Origin of the sequence: Devosia aurantiaca, from assembly GCF_011058215.1 — a bacterium.
Classification (GTDB): Bacteria; Pseudomonadota; Alphaproteobacteria; order Rhizobiales; family Devosiaceae; genus Devosia; species Devosia aurantiaca.
Map to the genome: position 1 here is coordinate 297029 of NZ_JAALFG010000003.1, position 20361 is coordinate 317389.

Sequence of the window (20361 nt, forward strand, 5' to 3'; positions counted from 1 at the left end):
AAGGCCCGCATCGCTGCGGGCCTTTTTGCATTCTCTGAGCTGGTCGTTCTACTCCGCCGCATCCCTGCGGCTGACGACGGTGACCCCATTGGCTTCTTTTTCCACGAGGCCCACGTCCTTGGAGACGATGTAGCGACGGGCACCGTCAGCGTTTTCAGGGACTTCCACTGCCATGCCGTCGAAGCCGGCCGGTGCGGCCATGGCTGGCTTGCGGCGGAAGGGGCTGGCGATCCAGTTGCCGAGGCGCGCAAAGAGCGAGCCGAACCAGCGCATCTGGGCCCACATCACCGTTGGCGCAGTGATCATCACCGGCACCATGATGAGGGTGAGGAGCGTCGAGAAGAAGAGGCCCGACACCAGCGCCGCCGAAAGGTGGATGAACCACGAGCCGGCTAGGCCGCCGATGACGATCTCGCGGCGGATGAAGTCGAACTCGACATTGGCCCACATCGGGATCACGCCGAGCGCGGTGAGGAACGCGGTCAGCAGCACGGGACGGACGCGCTGACTCACTGTCAGAAGCATGGCCTTGACCGCTTCAACACCCTCATGGCGATGGTAGTCGTTATAGGTGTCGATCAGAACGATGCCGTTCTTCACCACGATACCGGCGAGCGCGACGATGCCGAGACCGGTCATGATGGCCGAGAAGGTCATCCCCGTTGCCAGCATGCCGAGCAACACGCCGGCCACCGACATGACCACGGTCGAGAGCGTCACCATCACCTGGTAGAAGCTGTTGTACTCGAGCAGCAGCACGAAGAAGATGATGGCCATGGCCATGCCCAGGGCCTGGACGATGAACGCGTTTGCGTCACCCGCCTGCTCTTCGGCACCGCCGAAAACGACATTCACGCCTTCCGGGAAGTTCTGTTCGGCGATCCAGGTCTGGAGTTCGGCAACCTTGTCGGTGGCGTAGACGCCCTCGGGCAGGTTGGTGAGGCCAGCCGCGACATTCATCACGTAAGCCTGGTTGCGGCGCTGGATGTTGGCGACCTTGGGCACGGGTGTGCGATCGATGAAGTTGGACACAGGCACCAGGCCCTGCGGCGTGGCGATACGCATCGAGTCGAGCGCGGCAAAAGTGCGCTCTTCTTCCGGCAGGCGAACACGAATGTCGAGTTCGTCGCCGGTTTCACTGTCGCGATAGGTGCCAAGCTTCACGCCCGAGGTGATGAGCTGCACGTAGGGGGCAAGCTCGCGCACGCCGATCCCATACTTGCCCGCTTCCGCGCGATCGACGGTGATCTGCCAGTCGATGCCGGGGAGGGGCGTCCGTCTTCGGCGTCGACAACTTCGGGCCAGGTTGCGAGCTCGTTGCGGATCGCGGTGACGACCGGAACGAGATCATCGTAGTTCTGGCTCTCGACCCGCATATTGAGGTCCTTGCCAGCGGGCGGACCGTTTTCTGCGGCGAGGAGCTGGATGTCGAGGCCGGCAAAGCCGGAGACGCGCTCACGGATGTCGGCGAAGATCTGTTCGGCCGGGACGCGATGGTTCCAGTTGGTGAACTGCAGCTGGAAGTTGCCGATCGTATCCGGAGGCGTCGTCGAGAAGGCGCCGGTCGAGCCGAACTGCATGATCACGTCCTGGATGCCGTTGACCTGCATGATCTCGTCCTCGATCTCCATCAGGAGGTCGCGGATTTCCTCGGGCGAGTAATTGCCCCGGCCGACGACGGCGACGGTCGCAAATTCGGGCTCGGAGGCCGGGAAGGCTTCGGTGCCGGTCGGGTTTTGCGCATAAGTGACGAAGATCATCGCAATGATGCCGAAACCAACAGCCAGCGTCGGCAGCGGCCAATGCAGCAGCTTTTCCATGATGCGAACATAGATGCCGGTAAGGCCGCCGACTTTCTTGGAGTCGAACTTGTCCGGATACATGACGATATCCGCCTTGGCCTTCGCCTTTTCGTCCACATGGGTGGAGGCAATGACCGAACCGATCACCGGCATGAAGATCAAGGCCGAGATGAAGGACGCGATCATGACGATGATCACGATGGTCGGCAGATAGCTCATGAACTTGCCGATGATACCCGGCCAGAACAGCAGCGGAATAAAGGCGCCGAGGGTCGTCGCGGTCGCGCCGACAACCGGCACGAACATCTTGCGCATGGCCATGATGAAGGCTTCCCGCTTGGGCACGCCTTCCATGAGTTTTCGCTCAGCATATTCGACCACCACCACGGGGTCGTCGACAAGCACGCCGACCGCGATCACGAGCCCGAACATCACCATCATGTTGATGGTCATGCCCAGCATCTCGGCGACCAGGAACGCCATCATGAAGGAGAGCGGGATCGAAAGACCGATCATGATCGCGGGGCGCACGCCGAGCGTAGCCACGCAGGTGATCAGCACGAGCGCCACGGCGGTCAGCACGGCCGCCTCCAGCGAGCGGAAGAGGCTCTGCGTGGTTTCTGCCTGGTCGAGGAAGAAGGAGTAACTGACCCCGCTCGGCCATTCCTTAGCCAGTTCGGCTGTTGTGGCGCGAACCTGCTCGGACACGTCGATGATGTTGGTGCCAAGCTTCTTGCTGACGCCCAGGATCAGGGCAGGGGAGCCGTTGACCTGGGTATATTCGGTGGCATCGGCCAGGGTGCGCGTGATGGTCGCCACGTCGCCAAAGGTGACGATGGTGTTGCCATCGGTCTTGAGCGGCAGGTTGTAGACGTCCTCGGCATTGGTGATGAGGCCGGGGACCTCGATGTTGAACGAGCCCTGTCCGGTGTTGAGCGTGCCGCCCGGCACGACCATGTTGTTGCGGGCGAGCGCATCAAAAAGCTGGTTGGCGGTTAGGCCATAGGTTTCGAGGCGGAGGAGATCGACGCGAACTTCGAGCTGCTCGTCGCGGGCGCCGGAAAGCGTTGCCTCGCGGACGTCGCCAAGCGCCTCAAGCGCGTCCTGCAACTGCTCGGCGCGGCGCACCAGTTCCTTTTCCGGCGCATCGCCATAAACGGCAACGGAAATGACGGCGCCGCCGACGAGGTCGACTTCGGACACGGTGGGGTCCATGGCGTCGGTCGGCAGTTTCGCCTTAATCGCGTCAATGCGGGCGCGCGTATCCTGCAGCGCCTGATCCTTGTCGGCGTTGATGTCGAACTCAAGGAAGATCGAGGCGTGACCTGTCGTCGAGGTCGAGGTGATGTTGGAAAGGTTGGGCAGATTGGCTAATTCCTCCTCAGCCGGCTTGGCGAGGAGGTTTTCGGCGTCGCGGGGCGACACGCCAGTCTGGGTGATCGAGACATAGAGATAGGGAATGTCGATCGCCGGGAAGCTTTCCTTGGGCATGCTGACATAGGCGGCGGTGCCCGCGCCCAGGATCAGCAGCATGACCGTCAGGACGACACGCGGCATCCTCAAGATACGTTCGATAAAATCGAGCATGGCTGCGGTCCTTAGCTGGCGGTTGCTTCAGCAGACGTGACAGTGGCCGGGCTGGCATCGACTTCCTGCCCGGCGGTAACATTTTCCTGGCCAACGGTGATGACGTCGGCGACTGCAGGCAGGCCAGTGACCCAGACGCCGGCACGCGTATCGTTGACGATGGTCACCGCGTGGAAGGCAACCTTGCCCTCTTCGACAGTGCGCACGCCCAGCATGCCATCATCGTCCAGCGTCAGCACGGACTGCGGCAAGAGATGCCCCGGCGCGGTGCCGATATTGACAACGGCTTCGGCAGTGACGCCGTCCCGGATGGCATAATCGTCATTGGGGATCTCGATTTCGGCCGGGAAGGCGCGCGTTGCGGCGTCTGCAACCGACGAGATGTAGGTGACCTTGCCATCGATGGTCTGGCCGGTGACGGTCTTTATCGTGGCATCGAGACCGGTATGGGCAAGGCCGATATGAGCCTCGGGCACCATGCTGGTGAAGACCATCGGATTAAGCTGAACGATGGTGGCGCAGGGCGATCCGGCACTCAGCATCGACCCCTGGACGGCGACCGGATCTTGCACAAGGCCGGCAACCTTCGCGACGATTTCGGTGCGGTCGAGTTCGGCGCGGGCATTGTCGAGCCCGGCTTGCGCCTGGCTGACACCCGCACGAGCTTGGGCCAGCGCGACTTCGACGGCATTGGCCGTGTTTGCTGCGGCCAGGCCCCGATCGCGCAGATCGACATTGGTGCTGGCATTAAGCTCTGCCTGGGCGAGCGCGGCATTGGCCTGCTGAAGGCCGGCCTCGGCCTGGGTAACGGCGGCAGCGCGGGTGCCCTGGTCGAGCGTGCAAAGCGGATCGCCCACCTCGACGCGCTGACCCTTGGCGACATGGACGACGTCGACGGTGCCAGCAGTTTCGGCAACGGCCGAGATCGTGGCCTTGGCCTGGGTGCGACCGCGGAGCGGCACTTCGATCGGCATTGGTTCGGCGGTGAACTTCTGGACGCGCACGCTCTGCTTGGGAGCAGAAGCGCCGGTGGTCTGTTCGACGCGCTGGGCGATGGTCAGCGCCGGGTCGACATCGGGCTCGTGGGGATGCGCCAGCACGCCGGCATCCGCTAGCCTTGTCGCGATCGGACCATGGTCCTCGCCCTCGATCACCGAAACGATCGGCTTTTCGCCATTTCCAGGACCCTGGCCGCCTTGAACGAGGGTGCCAGTCGCCAGCCAGCCGCCCGCAAGCAGCAGGAGGCAAAGTGCCAGACCGTATGAAAATAGTGCCCGCATGAGATTGCCCCTTACTCAGCTGCGTTCTTGCGCGGTTCTGCTCGCGCCAATGTGATCAAATCGGACATGTGGGTGAGCATGTGCTTTTCCGCAAGCTGCAACATGGCGCGGCCATAATCGATGACCCACTTGTCTGCCGCGCTGCAATCCTCCTTGCCGCACGCCGTTTCGAGGCGCCTCAGGCCCGAACGGGTCCGCTCCAGCATCTCGTTGCAACGGGCTTCGACCAGGTCGGCCGGGAGGATGTGCGCGAAGCGCGCGAACAAAAGGAAGGGGCTGCGGAACATGTCCTCCCCGAGCGGCGCGCCGAGTTCATCGGCGAACACGCTACGGCCCAGCTCGGTAATAGAATAGACCTTACGCGCAGGCTTGCCATCCTGCTGCTCGGTGCGGCTGGTGACGAGCTTTTCGTCCTCGAGCTTGGCCAGCGCCGGATAGATCGAGCCGTAGCTCGCCTCGACGAAATAGGAAAACTCTTCCTCCGTACACATACGGCGGATATCGTAACCGCTGGCGTCCCCGTCATAGAGGATCGAAAGGCAAAGCGTTCGGACGTTCATCATAGGTTCCGGAGGGCTATATCAGCCCGATATATGCTGGCCGTATATATGTGCAGCCGGCATGCCGCAAGCAATACGCTGCTTGCGAATTCGCAGATCAGTTAAGCACTGCTTGCATGAACCAAGATTTTGCGGCTCGCCGAAAGGTTTAGCAGCCAGACTTTAGCAAAGTATGGCCAAATCAGCTCAACAATCGACGCATTTCAGCAGCCGCTTTTTGGGCCAGTTCGCGACTGGCAGCGGCCACGAAGTAGGGGTTGAGGAAGCCCACATCGTGCTTGCCATAACGCATTGCTTCGCCGTCCAGCGTCACCACTGCACCGCCCGCCGCCTCGAGCACCGCCTGGCCGGCTGCGGTGTCCCATTCGCAGGTGGGAGTAAAGCGCGGATAAAGCTGGGCATCACCGCGCGCCAGGAGGCAGAATTTCAGCGATGAACCGACGGAAACGTCGCTTTCGACATCCAGCGTCTCGCAAAGCTCCTCAAGCGCCTCGTGACCATGGCTGCGGCTGGCGACGATGCGCAGACGGGGCAGCCAGCCGACGGTGATCGGAAGCTTTTCGGTGACCGCGCCGTCGATGACCTTTGCCATCCATGCGCCTGACGGGTCGCCGACGAAGAGTTCACCCGTGGTGGGGGCCAGCACCACGCCCATGGTCGGGCGGCCATTCTCGACGAGGCCGATATTGACCGTGAATTCGCCGTTGCGCTTGATGAACTCCTTGGTGCCATCGAGCGGATCGACAACGAAGTAGCGCTCGCCCAAGGTGGGCACGATCCCGGCCGCGACGCTTTCCTCGCCCAGGATCGGCACACCGGTGTTTTCGAGGTGCCGGATGATCACGGCTTCGGCCGCGGCGTCGGCTTCGGTGACGGGCGAGCCATCGGCTTTGGTGTCGACATGGATGGGCCGGTGGTAAACCGCACAGATCACCTCCGCCGCAGCGATGGCGGCTTGCACCGACAAGTCGGTTAGGTGGGTGGAGGAGGCGGTCATGGCGGCACCAGGGATAAAGGTCGCGCTGCTTTACGACGCTGGCCGATCCCTGGCAATTGCCTGCAAGAGCAGGGTTTTACCTGCGCCCGCTTTAGCGGAGCAAACCCTGCCCGCCGTCGATCCAGACCGGCGTGCCAGTGATGTGGCGAGATGCTTCCGAAGACAGGAAGAGGATGAGGTCGGCGACGTCTTCCGCCTTGCCCGGCTTGCCGCCGGTGATCGGGATATCGCCTTCCGGAAACTCGACCGGGACCTCGGATTTTTCCTTGTTCCGCTGCTCGGTATTGTCGCTGATCTCGCTTTCGATGGCGCCGGGGCATACGGCATTGACGCGGATGTTGCGCTGGCCCAGTTCGAGCGCCAGCTGCTGCGCCATGGCGACTTGCGCTGCCTTGGTGGCGGAATAGGCCGTCGCGCCGGGCGTGCCGAAGGCTCTTGTGCCGTTGATCGAGGAGACGATGACGATGGCGCCGCCGCCGTCTTTTTCGAGCTCCGGGACGGCGTGGTGAATGGTGAGATAGGTGCCGCGCAGGTTGACCGTGATGGTCTTGTCCCACTCGTCGGGCTCGAGCTCGTCGATCGGCGCCCAGACGCCGTTGATGCCGGCATTTGCGACAACGATATCCAGGCGTCCGAACTTCTCGACCGTTTGTGCGACGAGACTTTTCATCGCCGCATCGTCGGTCGTGTCGGCAGCGACGGCCAGCGCCTTGCCGCCGGCTTTCTCGATTTCGGCGGCGGTCTTGTCGATCTCTTCCTTGGTGCGGCTCATGACCACGACCGAAGCGCCTTCGCTTCCGAGGGCCAGGGCTGCAGCTCTGCCGATCCCTGACCCGGCACCGGTCACCAGTGCCACTTTTCCCGCCAAAATGCTCATCTGCCGTCTCCTGCGCTAACCGGGGGCTAACGCATCGAACGGCGCAAAGGTTGTTCGGTCAGTGGCCGAGCGTCTTGACGTGGTCCGCTTCCATGATGCCGTGGGTGAGGCTGCCGCCGGCAGGGTAGAGCGGGATAAGGCAGGCCTGGAGCGCGTGGTAGATGTCGGGCTTGCCGACAAAGAGGCGCGACGTCGGCGTCAGGTCTTCCTTGAGCTCGCTGAGCCAGCCGCCACGCTCGTGATCGATGACGTGGTTCTCGGCAAAGTCCCAGAGCTTGCGATACCAGACCTGGAAAAATTCGTCCTTGTCATGCGCACCGATAAAGCCAGCGGCGCCGATCGCCTCGGCAACGGGCCACCAGAGTTTTTCGCGCATAATCGGCTGATTGTTCCAGTCGAGAGTGTAGAAGAAGCCGCCGTGCTTCTTGTCCCAGCCCAGCTCGATGGCCTGGCGGAACAAGCTGCGGGCGGCCTCGGGCATCCAGGAATGTTCCTTGCGGGTGAGCACGAAGAGCTGGAACAGGAGGCGCGACCATTCGAGAGCATGGCCGGGCGTGGTGCCGGAGGGGCGGAACATTTCGGAGCCGGCAAAATCCTGGTCGACGCGCCAATCCTCGTGGAAATGTTCGGCCACGCGGAAATCGAGCTTCATGGCGTTGCGGCGGATGATGAGGTCGGCAATGCGCTTGGCCTTGTCGAGATAGCGCTTGTTGCCGGTCGCCTCGTAGGCCGCCATCAGCGCTTCGGTCATGTGCATGTTGGAGTTCTGGCCGCGATAGGTCGAGATCTGGCGCCAATCGTTGCCGAACTCGTCGCGCACGGCGCCGACCTTGTCGTCCCAGAAGCGGGTGTCGATGATGTTGGTGACGTCGGCGATTACCTGATCGGCCAGGGGTGGCCGACGAGCTTGGCGCTCGAGGCGGCAAGGAGCACGAAGGCATGGCCATAGGCCTGCTTGCTGGCATCGGCATGGCCGTCGTCATCGAGCGACCAGACATAGCCGCCATGCTGGGCGTCGCGATGCTTTTCCCAGAGGTAGCGCATGCCATGGTCGACAACTTCGTCCGAGCCGGGACGGCCGATCAGGCTGCCGATCACCGCGCAATGGATCATGCGCGTGGTGACATGAATCTGCCGGACCGGGTTTTGCGGCGACAGCGGCTCGCCATCGTCGCTGAGCTCGTGGAAACCGCCTGCGGGGTTGATCGAGGCTGACTCGAAGAAATCGAAAAGGTTATTGGCCTGCCGCATCAGGTATTGGCGGTGAAACGGCCGCGACTGCCATGGGCTCGCATTGGTGCTGGGCAGGTGAAATGCGGCGTCGCTCATGCTGTGTCCTCCGGCAGGTCCGCAGCTTGTAGCGAACGGCCGGAAACGATGCAATTTGGTTTAGCTCAGCGCGCGTAGAAGCCTTCGACCCGCGCCACTTCGTCTGCTGAGCCAAGGATCACCGGAACGCGCTGGTGGATGCCGGTGGGTTCAACGTCGAGGATCGACTGGGTTCCGGTGGTCGAGCGTCCGCCGGCGCCCTCGACGAGCCAAGCCATTGATTCGCTTCGTAGAGGAGGCGCAGGCGGCCGCCTTTGCTCTGCGTTTCGCTGTCGAGCGGATAAAGGAAGATGCCCCCGCGCATCAGGATGCGGTGGATGTCGGCGACCATGGAGCCGACCCAGCGCATGTTATAGCGCTTGCCGGCAGGCCCGGTTTCTCCGGCGACGCTTTCGCTGACATAGGCGCTGGTGGCTGCGTCCCAGAAGCGTTCACGCGCCGTGTTGATGGCAAATTCACCCGACGCGGCGGGAATGGCGGCCGTGTTGACGGTCAGCTGCCACTGACCCTGCTCATCAAGGGTGAAAACGCTGGTTCTTCCGGCGATGCGCAAGGTCAGGCTCGTGGCTGGCCCATAGGCGACATAGCCGGCGGCGATCTGTCCCGTGCCTTTTTGCAGCAGCCCGCCCGCGGCCGGAAGCACGGAGAAAATGGTGCCCACGGTGACGTTGACGTCAAGGTTCGAGGAGCCATCCAGCGGGTCGGTGGCGACGATGAAGCGGCCTTCGCTTGCCAGATCAACCGCTTCATCCAGCTCTTCCGAAATCAGAATCGAAATGGCGGGATTTGCTGCTAAGTGCTTGATAACAATGTCGTTGGAGATGACATCGAGCGCCTTCTGCGCCTCTCCCTGGACGTTGGTCGCGCCGGCTAGACCCGTATGCCCGCTGATCGGCGCCTGCCGGAGCTCCGCAGCGATGTCGACACACGCTGCCGCCATGGAGGCTATAGTGCTGGCAAGCGCGGCATCATCGGTCTCGGTGCTCAGCCAGTCGGGCAGGGTGGTCATCGGCAGCTCCTTGTTAAGGGCTTTGTGTGGAATGGCGGCTGCCGAGGCAAGGCCGACTTTCGGGTGAGCCACAACACGAGCAGGCAGCTTCTTTCACAAGCGACCATCGCCGCAGCAAAGCGTTTCTCTCGGCGGCGCTGCCACAGGAGTTTACAGCTTGTTAAACTCCAGCCAGCTGGTAGTCTTTGATGGACATCGTTGCGGATCCATCATGCCCAAGCTTTACCTGCAATACGTTTCCTACGCCGCTCTGTTTGCGGCGCTCGTGCTGGGTTTTGCGGTCACCACTTTCGGCTAGTGCAGCCGCGCCGGTTCGATCGGCGTTGCCGGGCCCGAGCCGATTTGTGGGCCTGCCCAAAACACCACATATAGCAGCTCCTGGCCGCCTTCGTCGGTGATCTCGATGGAGCGCGCTTCTTCCACTTCGGCGCCCTCTGCCGCGGCGCGTTCGATGATCGCCTTGCCGATTTCGGCAGCGTTATGCTCGGCGGCATCGAGGTCTGGGAATTCGGTACCCGTGCGGTCGGGAATCAGTCGGTCATCGGTGCGATAATGGAAATAGTAGCGCGGCATGGCATTCCCCGTTCCGGCGGAACAACGATGCTTTTGCCGATCGGTTGCCCGGCCTAGCCGATTGGACCGACGCTGCCATAGTCACGCTGATGCCAGATCAGCGGCGTGCGCGCCGTGTCGGTCTCGGCTTCGATGATGGCCCCAGCGTAGAGCACATGCGTGCCGGTTTCCATAGCGCCGATCACTTCGCAATCGAGCGACGACACCGCGCCTTGGAGTTGCGGCTGTCCCGACGGCCAATGGCTCCATTCCCCGAGCGAAAAGCGGTCCGTCGTATCGAGCTTGCCGGCGAATGAATCGGCGATCTCGGCCTGCCGGTCGGACAGGAGGGCAACGGAGAAACAGCCGGTGCGGGCGATGATGTCGGCCAACCGGCTGACGATATCGATGGAAACGAGGATCGTCGGCGGCTGGTTGGAGAGCGACATCACCGATGTGGCTGTGCGCCCAACCCGCTCGTCCCCCGCCGGGCAGTGACGACATGAACACTCGACGCCACAGCGGCCATGGCCGTCCGAAACTCGCTGTCGCTGATGGCGGGGCGGCGCAGAGGCCGCAAAGCCATGCTGTCGGGAAGCTCGAAATCGGGTGTGATGGCATTCATGCTGGATTGTCGCTCTTGTGAGTAGGGGGTCAACGCGACTCAACCCGGTTTGGCTTCCGCCGGCCTCCCTTGTCATCTAAGAGCCCTCACACTATTTTCCAAGGCATGGCTTCCAAAGTGCCACCCCTCCCAAATTTCAGGACTGCAGATCATGCCGGACGCTGATCGTCCGCCGCTCGGCAGCCAGCACCAGCGCATCGGCTGGAACACGCCGGAAGGTCTCGACGAGGCGATGATCCGGGCCGTGGTCGCCGAATTCTATGCGCGTGCCAGGCAGGATGACGTGATTGGGCCGGTCTTCAACCGCGTCATCCTGGGCCCGGAATGGCCGAGACACCTTGAGACGATCGCTGATTTCTGGAGCTCGATGCTGCTGGGCAGTGGCCGCTATGGCGGCAGGCCAATGCCAAGGCACATGGCCATCCCCGAACTCAGCGACGTCCATTTCATGCGCTGGCTGCGGCTTTTCCGCGAAACGGTGACCGAGCTTTGCCCGCCCGAGATCGCGTCGATCTTCATCGAGCGGTCCGAGCGCGTCGGCAATTCCTTCCGCATGAACATCGCCATGCGCCGCGGCGACGACATCATGACCATGGGCCAGCTGAAGCGCGAGCCCGCGCCTGTTTGGACGCCCGAAGACTAGGCCAGGCGGGTGAGGAAATTCAGCACGGCCGTGTTGAAGAGGTCCGGCTTTTGCACCGGCGCAAAATGCGTCACGCCGGGGAGGTCGACAAAGGTCGTGCCGGGGATGGTCTCGGCAATATAGCGGGCGTGTTCGGGCCGGATAAACTCGTCGCCTTCAGCCTGAGCAATCGTCACCGGGACAGCGACGCTGCGCAGATCCTCCGCGGAATAATTCGGCTGCTCGCGCTGCATGATCTGAAGCGCAGCGCTCATGGCATCGAACTGCTCGGGCTTCGGCGATAGCGCCGCATAATCCTTCTGGTGCCGCTCGAGGCATTTGCCGATCCGATCCGACATCATGAAGGGCACGGCGCCGGTGCTGTCGACATTGCAAGCAAAAAGAAGACGCCGCTGACACGTTGCGGCTGTTGCTTGGCCATGGCGAGCCCGGTGCAGGCGCCATCGCTCCACCCCACCACGGCCGCACGGGCGATATTGAGGTGGTCCAGCACGGCGAAGGCATCTAGCGCCATGTCGGCATAGGCGAAGGCGCCACTGTTCCAGCTGCTTCGCCCATGGCCGCGGCTGTCCATGACGATGACCCGGTAGCCAGCATCGAGCAGGGCAGGGACCTGATGCCCGAAATTGTTGGCATTGCCCATTCCGCCATGCAGCAGCAATACGGCGGGACCGGAGCCCCAGCCGGCAAACCAGAGCCGCGTTTCATCGCGCTCGATCATCTCGCCGCCTGGCGGCAGCGGTGGCGGTCCGTCGGCGGCAAAGATTTCGAGCCCATCGTCGCTGAATGGCTGAACCATGGTGACCTCCCTCTCTCGACATAGCGACGAACGAGAACGCCCTTTTTCGACAGCGTCGTCGCCTTTCCTCGGGCCAGACTTTGGGCAAGTATGCGCCACCTAAAGGAGGAAATCATTTCATGAGCTTTCGTGCACTCGTGACCCAGGCGCCGGTCGATGGCGAAACGAAGTCGGTTGTCGAGGTACTGGACGATGATCGCCTGCCGCAGGGCGACGTCACCGTGGACGTGGAATGGGCCGGGCTCAACTACAAGGATGGCCTTTGCCTCACCGGGCAGGGCGGGCTGGTGCGCAATTTTCCCCATGTTGCAGGCATCGATTTTGCCGGTACGGTCCGCGCCAGCGACGATGCTCGTTACGCTGCGGGCGACAAGGTTGTGCTCACCGGTTGGCGAGTCGGCGAAACGCATTGGGGCGGCTATAGCGAGCGGGCGCGGGTCAAGGCCGATTGGCTGGTGCCGCTGCCGACGGGTTTGTCGACGCGCGACGCCATGATGGTCGGCACGGCGGGTCTGACGGCCATGCTGGCGATCAACCGGCTTCAAGACATGGGCCTAAGGCCGGGTGCGGGGGAGGTCTTGGTCACAGGAGCGGCAGGCGGCGTCGGATCGATCGCGGTCATGCTGTTGGCGCGGCTCGGCTACCAGCCGGCCGCACTGTCAGGTCGCCCGAAACACGGCGATATGCTACGCCAGCTCGGCGCCACTGAGATCATCGACCGAGCCGAATTTTTGGCGCAGCCGGACAAGCCGCTGGAATCGGCGCGCTTCGTGGCCGCGATCGACAGCGTTGGTGGCGATATCCTCGGCAAGCTCTTGCGCCAGATCAGCTATGGCGGATCAGTGGCCAGCATCGGCAATGCAGCCGGCATCGGGCTCAGCACCAATGTCCTGCCCTTCATCCTCCGCGGCGTGAACCTTTTGGGCATCGACAGCGTCATGCAGCCCTTCGAGTCGCGTGTGATGGCTTGGCAACGCCTGGCGGAACTCTTTGATCCGTCTGCCTATGGCAGCAATGTCGAGGCGATCGGCTTGGCCGCTTTACCCGATAAGGCGGCGGCAATCCTGCGCGGCGAGGTGCGCGGACGCGTGCTGGTCAATCCGCACGCACAATAAGAAAAGCCCGGATGCCAAGGAGGGAACTGGCATCCGGGCTTTCATGTCGACAGGCGGGCGCTAGGCCCCGGGAGGGAGGGCCTGGGCCCTGCGCACCAGCAGTCCCGAAGGACCGCGAGCGTAGCTCTTAGTTCCTGCCGATGTTGCGGAAGGCGACGGGGTCGATACCCAGGCTCTCGAGGTGCTTGGCCTTGGGCGCCCGGCCAGCTTCGACTGCCGCCGACACAGCAGCTGCGCTGCTGAACACAGTGGCAAAGGTGTCGAGGGTCGCAAAGAACTTGTTCTTGCGCGGGGTGCTCATGGCTTTCTCCATCGGGCGATCCGGGCCAATTCCCGTTCGTTTCCATGACACCTAAATGGTCTCGTTAGGCCGTCCTCGGTAGGGGCGGATTGCTCAAAGGAGCTATGCGCCAGGGGTAAGCCGCCCTTATTTTCCCGATGCGCTGGGCCTTCGGAAGAGCTCTTCGAGCCGCAATAGGGCGACGAGGTGGATGTTTTCCCGCGTCACCGGATCCTTGAGGCATCGCACATCGGTCACGACGGTAAAGAGCGCGCCGTTGCGCGTGCCGGAGGCGCAAAATTCCAGTTTTGTCCGCGCCGGATGATAGCGCGCCCACTTCACCTCGAACTGCATGCCAACCCTCTTTGCACCCTTGAGGTCATAGCGGCGCCGCCAGCAGGCGTCATGTCAAAAGAGCAAGAGCAGGCTGGATCGTTTCGGGCGCCGCGCGGTTTGAGTTCGGCAACACAGAAGGTGAGCCTTGACCGAACTTCAGCACGACGCCCAAAAGCTGCAAACCATGCTCGACGACATCGTGTCGGAAGTGACGGAAAAAGCGCCAAAGCTTTTCGAAGAGGCCACCCAGATCGCGGAAGACCTCGGCAAGCCCAAGCCGCGAAAGGCCGATTTTGATCGCTTCGGGATCGCCGTCTTCACCCGCGACGGGGCTTTGGTGAAGGCAGGCAATGCCGGCACCGGCTTTCCCATCCAATCCATCTCCAAGGTCTTTGCCCTCGAAGTGGCGCTGGAAGCCTTGGGCGAAAGCCTGTGGAAGCGCGTGGGGCGGGAGCCATCGGGTGACGCCTTCAACTCGATCATCGATCTCGAGCGCCAGAAGGGCATCCCGCGCAACCCCTTCATCAACTCGGGCGCGCTGGTCGTCGTCGATGCGCTGCTCGATGTCGACCAAGACCCCAATGGCTGTGTCATGCGTTTTGTCGAACATCATCTGGATGGCGAAAAGGCGAGCTACGACAAGGATGTGATGGAAAGCGACCGCACCGGCGGCAATCTCAACCGCTCCCTGATGTTCATGGCCAAGCACCATGGCAACCTCAAGCATGAGGTCGCCGAGGTCATGGAGGCCTATGTCCATCAATGCGCCATCACCCTCGATTGCGCAGGGCTGGCCAAGGCCGGGCGCTTCCTGATGCATGAGCGACCGGACGAGCGCTCCGAGCGCCCCTATGGTGACGCGCGCCGGGGCCGCCGCGTGCTGTCGATCATGATGATGTGCGGCATGTATGATGGCTCGGGCGACTTTTCCTACCGCGTCGGCCTGCCGGCCAAGTCCGGTGTCGGCGGCGGCATTCTAGCGATTGCGCCGCATACAGCATCCATCGCCGCGTGGTCGCCGGCGTTGGACCCCATGGGGAACAGCTGGCTCGGCGTGCTCGGCCTCGAACTCCTGGCGAAACGCACCGACTGGTCGGTGTTTGGCAGGACGCGCGGTTGAAGCGGCTCTGATCAGGAGACGATCGTGTCGCGGCGCATCTCGGTCGGCGTCATGCCATAGGCCCGGCGAAAGTGGTTGTAGAACTGGGTATGTGAGACAAAACCAGAGTTGAAGGCCACGTTGGCGACAGGAATGCTGCTGTCGAACAGCAAGGATCGGGCCCGGATCAGCCGCATGCGCACCACGAATTTCTGGATCGAGATGTGCATGACCTTGGTGAAGAGGTTGGCGGCATAGTTGGGATGGAGCTCAACGACCTTGGCGATTTCCTCGAGGCTGAGCGTATCGGTGAGATTTTCCACGATGTGCCGCACCATGGCGACGACGTATGCCACCGAAGACCCGGTCCGCGAGCGCGTGCCCGATTGTTCGACCCAGGCGGGCAGGACGGTCGTCCACCCGGCAACGGCGGCTCGCCGGAACATGCTGCTGATCTCCGACCGGGCGATGTCGGTGCGCAGGGCGTTGCCGCTGCGATAATCCTGATGCCAGCGCTCGAGGGTCTCCAGGCCGATGCAATCGGCATTGAGCTGGATGATGCCTCCACCCATCAGCGTTTCAGTCAATCGCCCCAGCTGCTGCGGCATTTCAAGGAACGCATCGACCGGCAGGTAGACGTTGAGCTGCCGGCTGTTTTCGACATCGGTCAGGGCCACCGTCTGGTGTGGAATGCCGGCCCAGAAGACGACGAGGCAGCCTGAGGGGATCGTTGCCCGCCCGCCATGGAAGACGTAATCCATGCTGCCTTTGGTGAGCCAGTTGAACTCGATATGGCCATGCGTGTGCGGCTCGGACATGATCTGCGGCGGGAAGGATCGAATACCAAAACGCCCGAAGGCCTTGCCGGCCGAATAAAAGCTGCGGTCCGATCGGGGCGTGGGGCGGGGCGCCTGCTCGCGAGGCTTTGGCGTTGACTCATCAATCATACTAATCGCCCCACTTCTTAAGAACCCGGAACAAGTCGTTACTATTCGGGATTGCTTTGAGTTAGGCAAGGCGTAGGTTTGCCATGTGCACGACAGGCAAGACCGGAGAGGAGAAACCGGTCCGCGGCGTAGGGAACGCATGCCGGGTGCTAGGGAGGTTTTCGTGATCAAACATATCTATGCCCTTGGCGGGGCAGGCCTTTTGCTGTCCACTTCGATGCTGGCCGTGCTGGCGCAAACCGCGCCATCGACGCCGCCGGCACCGCCGCAGTTCGACGCGCAGCAGATCCCCACCTTTGTCGGCGTCGACGACATCCTCGAATTCAAGGCACTTCCGGAATATCACGAGCCTGACTTCGTGAAGGCCTTTGTCGATGCCGGCAAATTGCCGCCGGTGGCCGAGCGCCTGCCGGCCGAGCCGATGGTCTACAAGACCGCCAACATGCCCGACGGCGTCGGCGTTTACGGCGACGTCATCCGCCATGTGATCGGCGGCCGCCCCGAAGGCTGGAACTACAGCGCCGGCCAGACCCAGGGTTGGGGCGGCATCGATATCGGCCTCTCCGAATGCCTCACCCGCACCGGCCCGCTCTTCCAGGTCCGTGCCGAAGAACTCGCGCCGCTTCCCAATCTCGCCAAGAGCTGGGAATGGTCTGAAGACGGCCATGAACTCACCATGCATCTTGTCGAAGGCGCAAAGTGGTCCGACGGCGACCCCTTCGATGCCGGTGACATCATGTTCTATTGGAACGACGTCATCCTCGATCCGCAGGTGACCCCACTAAACGGCGCTTCGCCGGAAACCTTTGGCGCCGGCACGACGCTTGAAGCGATCGATCCCTACACCATCAAGTGGACGTTCAAGGACGTCCGTCCGACCCAATATCTTTACGCCATGGCCTACGGCAATTTCTGCCCCGGCCCGAGCCACATCCTCAAGACCGAGCATCCCAAATACAAGGACGGTGCAACCTACGACCAGTTCAAGAACGCCTTCCCGCCCGAATTCCTCAACATGCCGGTCATGGGCGCCTGGGTGCCGGTGGAATATCGCGCCGACGACATCATCGCGATGCGTCGCAACCCCTATTATTGGAAGGTCGACGAGAACGGCAACCAACTGCCCTATCTCGATGAAGCGCATTATCGCCTCTCGACCTGGGCCGATCGCGACGTCCAGGCAGTTGCCGGTTCGGGTGATCTCTCCAACCTCGAACAGCCGGAAAGCTTCGTCGAAGCGTTGCGCCGTTCGGCCGAGGACACCGCGCCCGCCCGTCTTGCCTTTGGCGCGCGCACCATCTCCTACTCGATCTATCCCAACCTCTCCGCCAATGGCTGGGGCGAGCCCGATGAGCGTGGCCAGGCCGTCCGCGAGCTGAACCGCGACCTCAATTTCCGCAAGGCGGTAAGCTTTGGTCTCAACCGTCAGGCGCTCGGCGAAGCGCTTGTCCGCGGGCCCTTCACCACGCCCTATGCCGGCGGCCTCATGCCTCCGACCAGCTATTACGACAACGACTCGACGGTCTACTATCCGTACTCGGCCGATGACGCCAAGGCGCTGCTGGAGGAGGCAGGCCTCGTCGATACCGACGGCAATGGCTTCGTCAACTTCCCGGCCAATGTTGCAGGCGGTGCCGACGTCCAGATCACGCTCCTAGGCACCAGCGACTACCAGACCGACAAGAGTCTGGCAGAAGGCGTCGTTGCCCAGATGGAAGCCATCGGGCTGCGCATCCTGCTCCAGTCGCAGGCAGGCAACCAGCGCGACGCCAATGAAGCATCCGGCAAGTTCGACTGGAGCCTGCGTCGCGTCGATGCCGAACTGATCACCGTCGTCCAGAACACGCAAAACTTGGCGCCGACCGGTCCCCAGATCGCGCGTGGTCACCGTGCGGGCACAGATGGCAACCTGGATCTGCTGCCGTTCGAACAAGAGATGGTCGATACTGTCAACGCCTTCGTGGCGACGGCAGATGCGGACGAGCGCATCGCCCTGATGAAGACCTATCAAAAGCTCTACACCGACAATGTCTACGCCATCGGCCTCACCCAGTATCCGGGCGCGCTGATCATCAACAAGCGCTTCGCCAACGTCCCCGAAGGCACGCCGATCCTGCAATTCAACTGGGCGGAAGACGGTCTTATCCGTGAGCGTCTCTATGTGCCGGAAGACCAGCAATCAAGCGCTGAACTCTTCCCCGACACGCTGCCCGGCGCTCCCGGCGTCGGCAACGGACCGGTCACCAGCAACTGAGCTGACCCGATAAGCACGACGAGGGCGCCACCGCCCTCGTCATCAGAATAGGGGCCGTCCAGATGATCCGCTTTGTTCTTTCGCGCGTGCTGTCAGCGATCCCGATCCTGCTGCTGCTCAGCGTTGTTACCTTCATCATCATCCAAGCGCCGCCCGGCGACTATGGCGATTACATTCGCTCCATGGCGATCAACCAGGGTGGCGCCTCGGCGGCAGCGGCCCAGGCGCAGGCCGATGCTTATCGTGCGGCCAACGGCCTGAATGACCCGCTCTATGTCCAATATTTTCGCTGGCTCCATGGCATCGTCACGCGCTTCGACTTCGGCCACTCGCTCTACTTCAACAAGCCTGTCGGCGCAGTGGTCGCCGAACGCCTGCCAGCCACCATCGCCCTAGCGCTGACCTGCCACATCCTTGCGTCGGTCATCGGTATTTCGCTCGGCATCATCGCCGCGACGCGTCAATATTCATGGGTCGATACGCTGTTCGGCATCATCTCTTTTCTTGGCATGACCATCCCGCGCTTCCTGCTGGCGATCGTCATTCTCTATATCCTCGTCTTCCGCATGGGCGTGCAGGATGTCGGCAACTTCTTCTCGCCGCGCTATGGCGGCGCGCCCTGGAGCTGGGACAAGTTCGTTGATCTGATCAAGCATGTCTGGCCGGTGATCGCGATCGCCACTTTCGGCGGGCTCGCTTACAACATGCGTGTGATGCGTGCCAATCTGCTCGACGTGCTCAATGCCCAATATGTCGAGACCGCGCGCGCCAAGGGCCTGAGCCGCGGCGCCGTGGTGCTCAAGCACGCAACGCCCAACGCGCTCCATCCCCTGATCGCCTACCAGGGTGTGGTGCTGCCCTATATGCTGACCGGTGAAATCGAAGTCGCCATCGTCTTTGGTCTTGCAACCGTAGGCCCCGCCATCACCGGTTCGATGGCGGTCGGCGACGTGTGGGTCACCGCAACCTTCATGCTGGTGCTGGCGACGACGCTGATCATCGGCAATATCATTTCCGACGTGCTGCTTGCCTTGCTCGATCCGCGCATTCGCCTCGGAGGCGCCGCATGAGCCGCGATATCGTCGACCAGTCCATCCCGCTGCCGCCCGATACCGCTGGCGGTCCGATGCCGACCCCGGCAACCGAAGCCGATGCCTCGATCGAGCAAAAGATCGATCCGCGCTACGCCAAGAGCGAAAGCTATCTGAGCCTCGTCTGGCGCCGCATGCGGCGCTCGGTAATGGGCATGATCGGCATCACGCTTGTCGCCCTGCTGCTGATCGTTGCGGTGTTCGCCGATTTCTTTGCGCCCATTGATCCCAAAGCCTCCAATATCGGCTTCGGGCCCCCAGATACGCTAAGCTTCAGCGCACCCGACGGCAGTTTCTCGCTGATTCCGGTCGTTTATCCATTGTCGGAAGGTGGCGAGCTCGATCCGATCACCTTCCAGCCCATTATCGGGCCGGACTACGACAACCCCACGGAGCTCGGCTTTTTCGTCCAGGGCTATTCCTACCAGCTGCTCTGGGTGATCCCGGCCAACATTCACCTCTTCGGACCCACCGACCCCACAAAGACCGTGCATTTCCTCGGCACAGACAAGTTCGGCCGAGACATCCTTTCGCGTGGTCTTGTGGGTTCGCGCATCTCGCTGACCATCGCCCTGGTGGTGACGCTGATCACCACCGTGGTTGGCACATTGGTGGGCATCACCTCGGGCTATCTGGGCGGGCGCTTTGACAGCTGGACGCAAAAATTCGTCGAGTTCGTGCTCGCCTTTCCGCAACTGCCGCTCTACCTGGCGCTGACTTCGCTGATCCCGATCACAGCGCCGTCCAATGTCTTCATCGCCTTCGTCATCGGCGTCATGGCCGTGCTTGGCTGGGCCCAGCTCAGCCGCGAAGTGCGTTCCAAGACCCTGGCCTTGGCTCGGATCGATTATGTGCGGGCCGCCATTGCGGTAGGGTCGCCCGACAGCCGCATCATCACGCGGCACATCCTGCCCAATGTCATGAGCCATGTGATCGTCGCCGTGACACTGGCCGTCCCCTCGGTCGTGCTGCTCGAAAGCTTCCTCGGTTTCCTGGGTTTTGCGGTCAAGCCGCCACTGATTTCCTGGGGCCTGATGCTGCAGGACACGAGCTCGTTCTCGGTGATTGGCTCTTATCCCTGGATCCTGTCGCCCGTCATCTTCGTGCTGATCACCGTCTTCGCCTTCAACGCGCTGGGCGATGGCCTGCGCGACGCGATCGATCCTTATTGAGAGACCG

The 20361-nt window shown here is 62.3% G+C and carries 20 protein-coding genes and 2 pseudogenes; 7 read left to right on the top strand and 15 right to left on the bottom strand.

Annotation, left to right across the window (positions count from 1 at the left end; all coding sequences use genetic code 11):
* Positions 1 to 48 precede the first annotated feature (48 nt).
* The 8 genes and pseudogenes from G5575_RS21235 to G5575_RS14795 all read right to left on the bottom strand — a co-directional run bounded on the left by G5575_RS21235 (position 49) and on the right by G5575_RS14795 (position 9441).
* Positions 49 to 1206: an efflux RND transporter permease subunit gene (locus G5575_RS21235; protein ID WP_165700262.1), complete on the bottom strand. Its 1158-nt coding sequence runs from the start codon at positions 1204 to 1206 to the stop codon at positions 49 to 51.
* The gene (locus G5575_RS21240; RefSeq protein ID WP_164535002.1) at positions 1161 to 3389 is read right to left on the bottom strand and encodes an efflux RND transporter permease subunit; all 2229 of its coding nucleotides are present in this window, start codon (positions 3387 to 3389) and stop codon (positions 1161 to 1163) included. Before G5575_RS21240 ends, G5575_RS21235 begins: the two co-directional genes overlap by 46 nt.
* An 11-nt stretch (positions 3390 to 3400) precedes the next feature.
* Positions 3401 to 4669: an efflux RND transporter periplasmic adaptor subunit gene (locus G5575_RS14770; RefSeq protein ID WP_164535003.1), complete on the bottom strand. Its 1269-nt coding sequence runs from the start codon at positions 4667 to 4669 to the stop codon at positions 3401 to 3403.
* Positions 4670 to 4680: 11 nt separating this feature from the next.
* Entirely contained in the window at positions 4681 to 5229 is a 549-nt protein-coding gene (locus G5575_RS14775; protein ID WP_164535004.1) for a PadR family transcriptional regulator, read from the bottom strand.
* Between the two features lie 181 nt (positions 5230 to 5410).
* Positions 5411 to 6226, bottom strand: coding sequence for a 3'(2'),5'-bisphosphate nucleotidase CysQ (gene cysQ / locus G5575_RS14780; protein ID WP_164535005.1), 816 nt, complete (start codon positions 6224 to 6226; stop codon positions 5411 to 5413).
* Positions 6227 to 6317: 91 nt separating this feature from the next.
* The gene (locus G5575_RS14785; RefSeq protein ID WP_164535006.1) at positions 6318 to 7103 is read right to left on the bottom strand and encodes an SDR family oxidoreductase; all 786 of its coding nucleotides are present in this window, start codon (positions 7101 to 7103) and stop codon (positions 6318 to 6320) included.
* A 58-nt stretch (positions 7104 to 7161) separates the two neighbouring features.
* Positions 7162 to 8432 (bottom strand): annotated as a pseudogene (locus G5575_RS14790) (AGE family epimerase/isomerase).
* Between the two features lie 65 nt (positions 8433 to 8497).
* Positions 8498 to 9441 (bottom strand): annotated as a pseudogene (locus G5575_RS14795) (class 1 fructose-bisphosphatase).
* Positions 9442 to 9598: 157 nt separating this feature from the next.
* Here G5575_RS14795 and G5575_RS14800 point away from each other — a divergent pair.
* Positions 9599 to 9739 (top strand): hypothetical protein, encoded by a 141-nt coding sequence (locus G5575_RS14800; protein ID WP_164535007.1) that lies wholly within the window; start codon positions 9599 to 9601, stop codon positions 9737 to 9739.
* Here the strand turns inward: G5575_RS14800 and G5575_RS14805 are convergent.
* Entirely contained in the window at positions 9736 to 10014 is a 279-nt protein-coding gene (locus G5575_RS14805; RefSeq protein ID WP_164535008.1) for a DUF6894 family protein, read from the bottom strand. The two genes, G5575_RS14800 and G5575_RS14805, sit on opposite strands and share 4 nt — an antisense overlap.
* Before the next feature lie 53 nt (positions 10015 to 10067).
* Positions 10068 to 10694 (bottom strand): flavin reductase family protein, encoded by a 627-nt coding sequence (locus tag G5575_RS22315; protein ID WP_407924864.1) that lies wholly within the window; start codon positions 10692 to 10694, stop codon positions 10068 to 10070.
* Between the two features lie 75 nt (positions 10695 to 10769).
* On the opposite strand from G5575_RS22315, the gene G5575_RS14815 reads away from it, so the two are divergent.
* Entirely contained in the window at positions 10770 to 11261 is a 492-nt protein-coding gene (locus G5575_RS14815; RefSeq protein ID WP_164535010.1) for a group III truncated hemoglobin, read from the top strand.
* Here G5575_RS14815 and G5575_RS21855 read toward each other — a convergent pair.
* Both G5575_RS21855 and G5575_RS21860 read right to left on the bottom strand, forming a co-directional pair.
* A complete protein-coding gene (locus G5575_RS21855) occupies positions 11258 to 11602 on the bottom strand; it encodes an alpha/beta fold hydrolase (protein WP_328766240.1) in 345 nt (114 codons plus the stop codon). The two genes, G5575_RS14815 and G5575_RS21855, sit on opposite strands and share 4 nt — an antisense overlap.
* On the bottom strand, positions 11599 to 12060 hold the full coding sequence (locus G5575_RS21860) for an alpha/beta fold hydrolase (protein ID WP_328766241.1): 462 nt from the start codon (positions 12058 to 12060) through the stop codon (positions 11599 to 11601). The genes G5575_RS21855 and G5575_RS21860 overlap by 4 nt, the downstream gene beginning before the upstream one ends.
* 119 nt (positions 12061 to 12179) lie before the next feature.
* On the opposite strand from G5575_RS21860, the gene G5575_RS14825 reads away from it, so the two are divergent.
* Positions 12180 to 13175 carry an oxidoreductase gene (locus G5575_RS14825; RefSeq protein WP_164535011.1) on the top strand — a complete coding sequence of 332 codons (996 nt, stop codon included), beginning with the start codon at positions 12180 to 12182 and terminating at the stop codon, positions 13173 to 13175.
* Between the two features lie 127 nt (positions 13176 to 13302).
* Here the strand turns inward: G5575_RS14825 and G5575_RS14830 are convergent, their stop codons facing one another.
* Positions 13303 to 13476, bottom strand: coding sequence for a hypothetical protein (locus tag G5575_RS14830; RefSeq protein ID WP_164535012.1), 174 nt, complete (start codon positions 13474 to 13476; stop codon positions 13303 to 13305).
* 126 nt (positions 13477 to 13602) lie between these two features.
* The gene (locus tag G5575_RS14835) at positions 13603 to 13809 is read right to left on the bottom strand and encodes a hypothetical protein (RefSeq protein WP_164535013.1); all 207 of its coding nucleotides are present in this window, start codon (positions 13807 to 13809) and stop codon (positions 13603 to 13605) included.
* A 127-nt stretch (positions 13810 to 13936) separates the two neighbouring features.
* On the opposite strand from G5575_RS14835, the gene glsA reads away from it, so the two are divergent.
* The gene (gene glsA / locus G5575_RS14840; protein WP_407924865.1) at positions 13937 to 14911 is read left to right on the top strand and encodes a glutaminase A; all 975 of its coding nucleotides are present in this window, start codon (positions 13937 to 13939) and stop codon (positions 14909 to 14911) included.
* A gap of 11 nt (positions 14912 to 14922) precedes the next feature.
* Here glsA and G5575_RS14845 read toward each other — a convergent pair whose 3' ends face one another.
* Positions 14923 to 15837, bottom strand: a complete 915-nt coding sequence (locus tag G5575_RS14845) for a helix-turn-helix domain-containing protein (RefSeq protein WP_164535014.1) — start codon at positions 15835 to 15837, stop codon at positions 14923 to 14925.
* A gap of 139 nt (positions 15838 to 15976) precedes the next feature.
* Between G5575_RS14845 and G5575_RS14850 the strand changes: the two genes are divergently transcribed.
* From G5575_RS14850 to G5575_RS14860, 3 genes are all read left to right on the top strand, one after another.
* The gene (locus G5575_RS14850; protein WP_207633163.1) at positions 15977 to 18091 is read left to right on the top strand and encodes an ABC transporter substrate-binding protein; all 2115 of its coding nucleotides are present in this window, start codon (positions 15977 to 15979) and stop codon (positions 18089 to 18091) included.
* A gap of 62 nt (positions 18092 to 18153) precedes the next feature.
* The gene (locus G5575_RS14855) at positions 18154 to 19161 is read left to right on the top strand and encodes an ABC transporter permease (RefSeq protein WP_164535015.1); all 1008 of its coding nucleotides are present in this window, start codon (positions 18154 to 18156) and stop codon (positions 19159 to 19161) included.
* 56 nt (positions 19162 to 19217) lie between these two features.
* Positions 19218 to 20354, top strand: coding sequence for an ABC transporter permease (locus G5575_RS14860; protein WP_164535127.1), 1137 nt, complete (start codon positions 19218 to 19220; stop codon positions 20352 to 20354).
* Positions 20355 to 20361: the final 7 nt, after the last annotated feature.

Excerpts from the sequence above, each read along its gene's own strand:
- G5575_RS21240 (WP_164535002.1), bottom strand. The coding sequence starts at position 3,389 with ATGCTCGATTTTATCGAACGTATCTTGAGGATGCCGCGTGTCGTCCTG.
- G5575_RS14770 (WP_164535003.1), bottom strand. The coding sequence starts at position 4,669 with ATGCGGGCACTATTTTCATACGGTCTGGCACTTTGCCTCCTGCTGCTT.
- G5575_RS14775 (WP_164535004.1), bottom strand. The coding sequence starts at position 5,229 with ATGAACGTCCGAACGCTTTGCCTTTCGATCCTCTATGACGGGGACGCC.
- cysQ (WP_164535005.1), bottom strand. The coding sequence starts at position 6,226 with ATGACCGCCTCCTCCACCCACCTAACCGACTTGTCGGTGCAAGCCGCC.
- G5575_RS14785 (WP_164535006.1), bottom strand. The coding sequence starts at position 7,103 with ATGAGCATTTTGGCGGGAAAAGTGGCACTGGTGACCGGTGCCGGGTCA.
- G5575_RS14805 (WP_164535008.1), bottom strand. The coding sequence starts at position 10,014 with ATGCCGCGCTACTATTTCCATTATCGCACCGATGACCGACTGATTCCC.
- G5575_RS22315 (WP_407924864.1), bottom strand. The coding sequence starts at position 10,694 with ATGACAAGGGAGGCCGGCGGAAGCCAAACCGGGTTGAGTCGCGTTGAC.
- G5575_RS14815 (WP_164535010.1), top strand. The coding sequence starts at position 10,770 with ATGCCGGACGCTGATCGTCCGCCGCTCGGCAGCCAGCACCAGCGCATC.
- G5575_RS21855 (WP_328766240.1), bottom strand. The coding sequence starts at position 11,602 with ATGATGTCGGATCGGATCGGCAAATGCCTCGAGCGGCACCAGAAGGAT.
- G5575_RS21860 (WP_328766241.1), bottom strand. The coding sequence starts at position 12,060 with ATGGTTCAGCCATTCAGCGACGATGGGCTCGAAATCTTTGCCGCCGAC.
- G5575_RS14825 (WP_164535011.1), top strand. The coding sequence starts at position 12,180 with ATGAGCTTTCGTGCACTCGTGACCCAGGCGCCGGTCGATGGCGAAACG.
- G5575_RS14830 (WP_164535012.1), bottom strand. The coding sequence starts at position 13,476 with ATGAGCACCCCGCGCAAGAACAAGTTCTTTGCGACCCTCGACACCTTT.
- G5575_RS14835 (WP_164535013.1), bottom strand. The coding sequence starts at position 13,809 with ATGCAGTTCGAGGTGAAGTGGGCGCGCTATCATCCGGCGCGGACAAAA.
- G5575_RS14845 (WP_164535014.1), bottom strand. The coding sequence starts at position 15,837 with ATGATTGATGAGTCAACGCCAAAGCCTCGCGAGCAGGCGCCCCGCCCC.
- G5575_RS14850 (WP_207633163.1), top strand. The coding sequence starts at position 15,977 with ATGCCGGGTGCTAGGGAGGTTTTCGTGATCAAACATATCTATGCCCTT.
- G5575_RS14855 (WP_164535015.1), top strand. The coding sequence starts at position 18,154 with ATGATCCGCTTTGTTCTTTCGCGCGTGCTGTCAGCGATCCCGATCCTG.
- G5575_RS14860 (WP_164535127.1), top strand. The coding sequence starts at position 19,218 with ATGCCGACCCCGGCAACCGAAGCCGATGCCTCGATCGAGCAAAAGATC.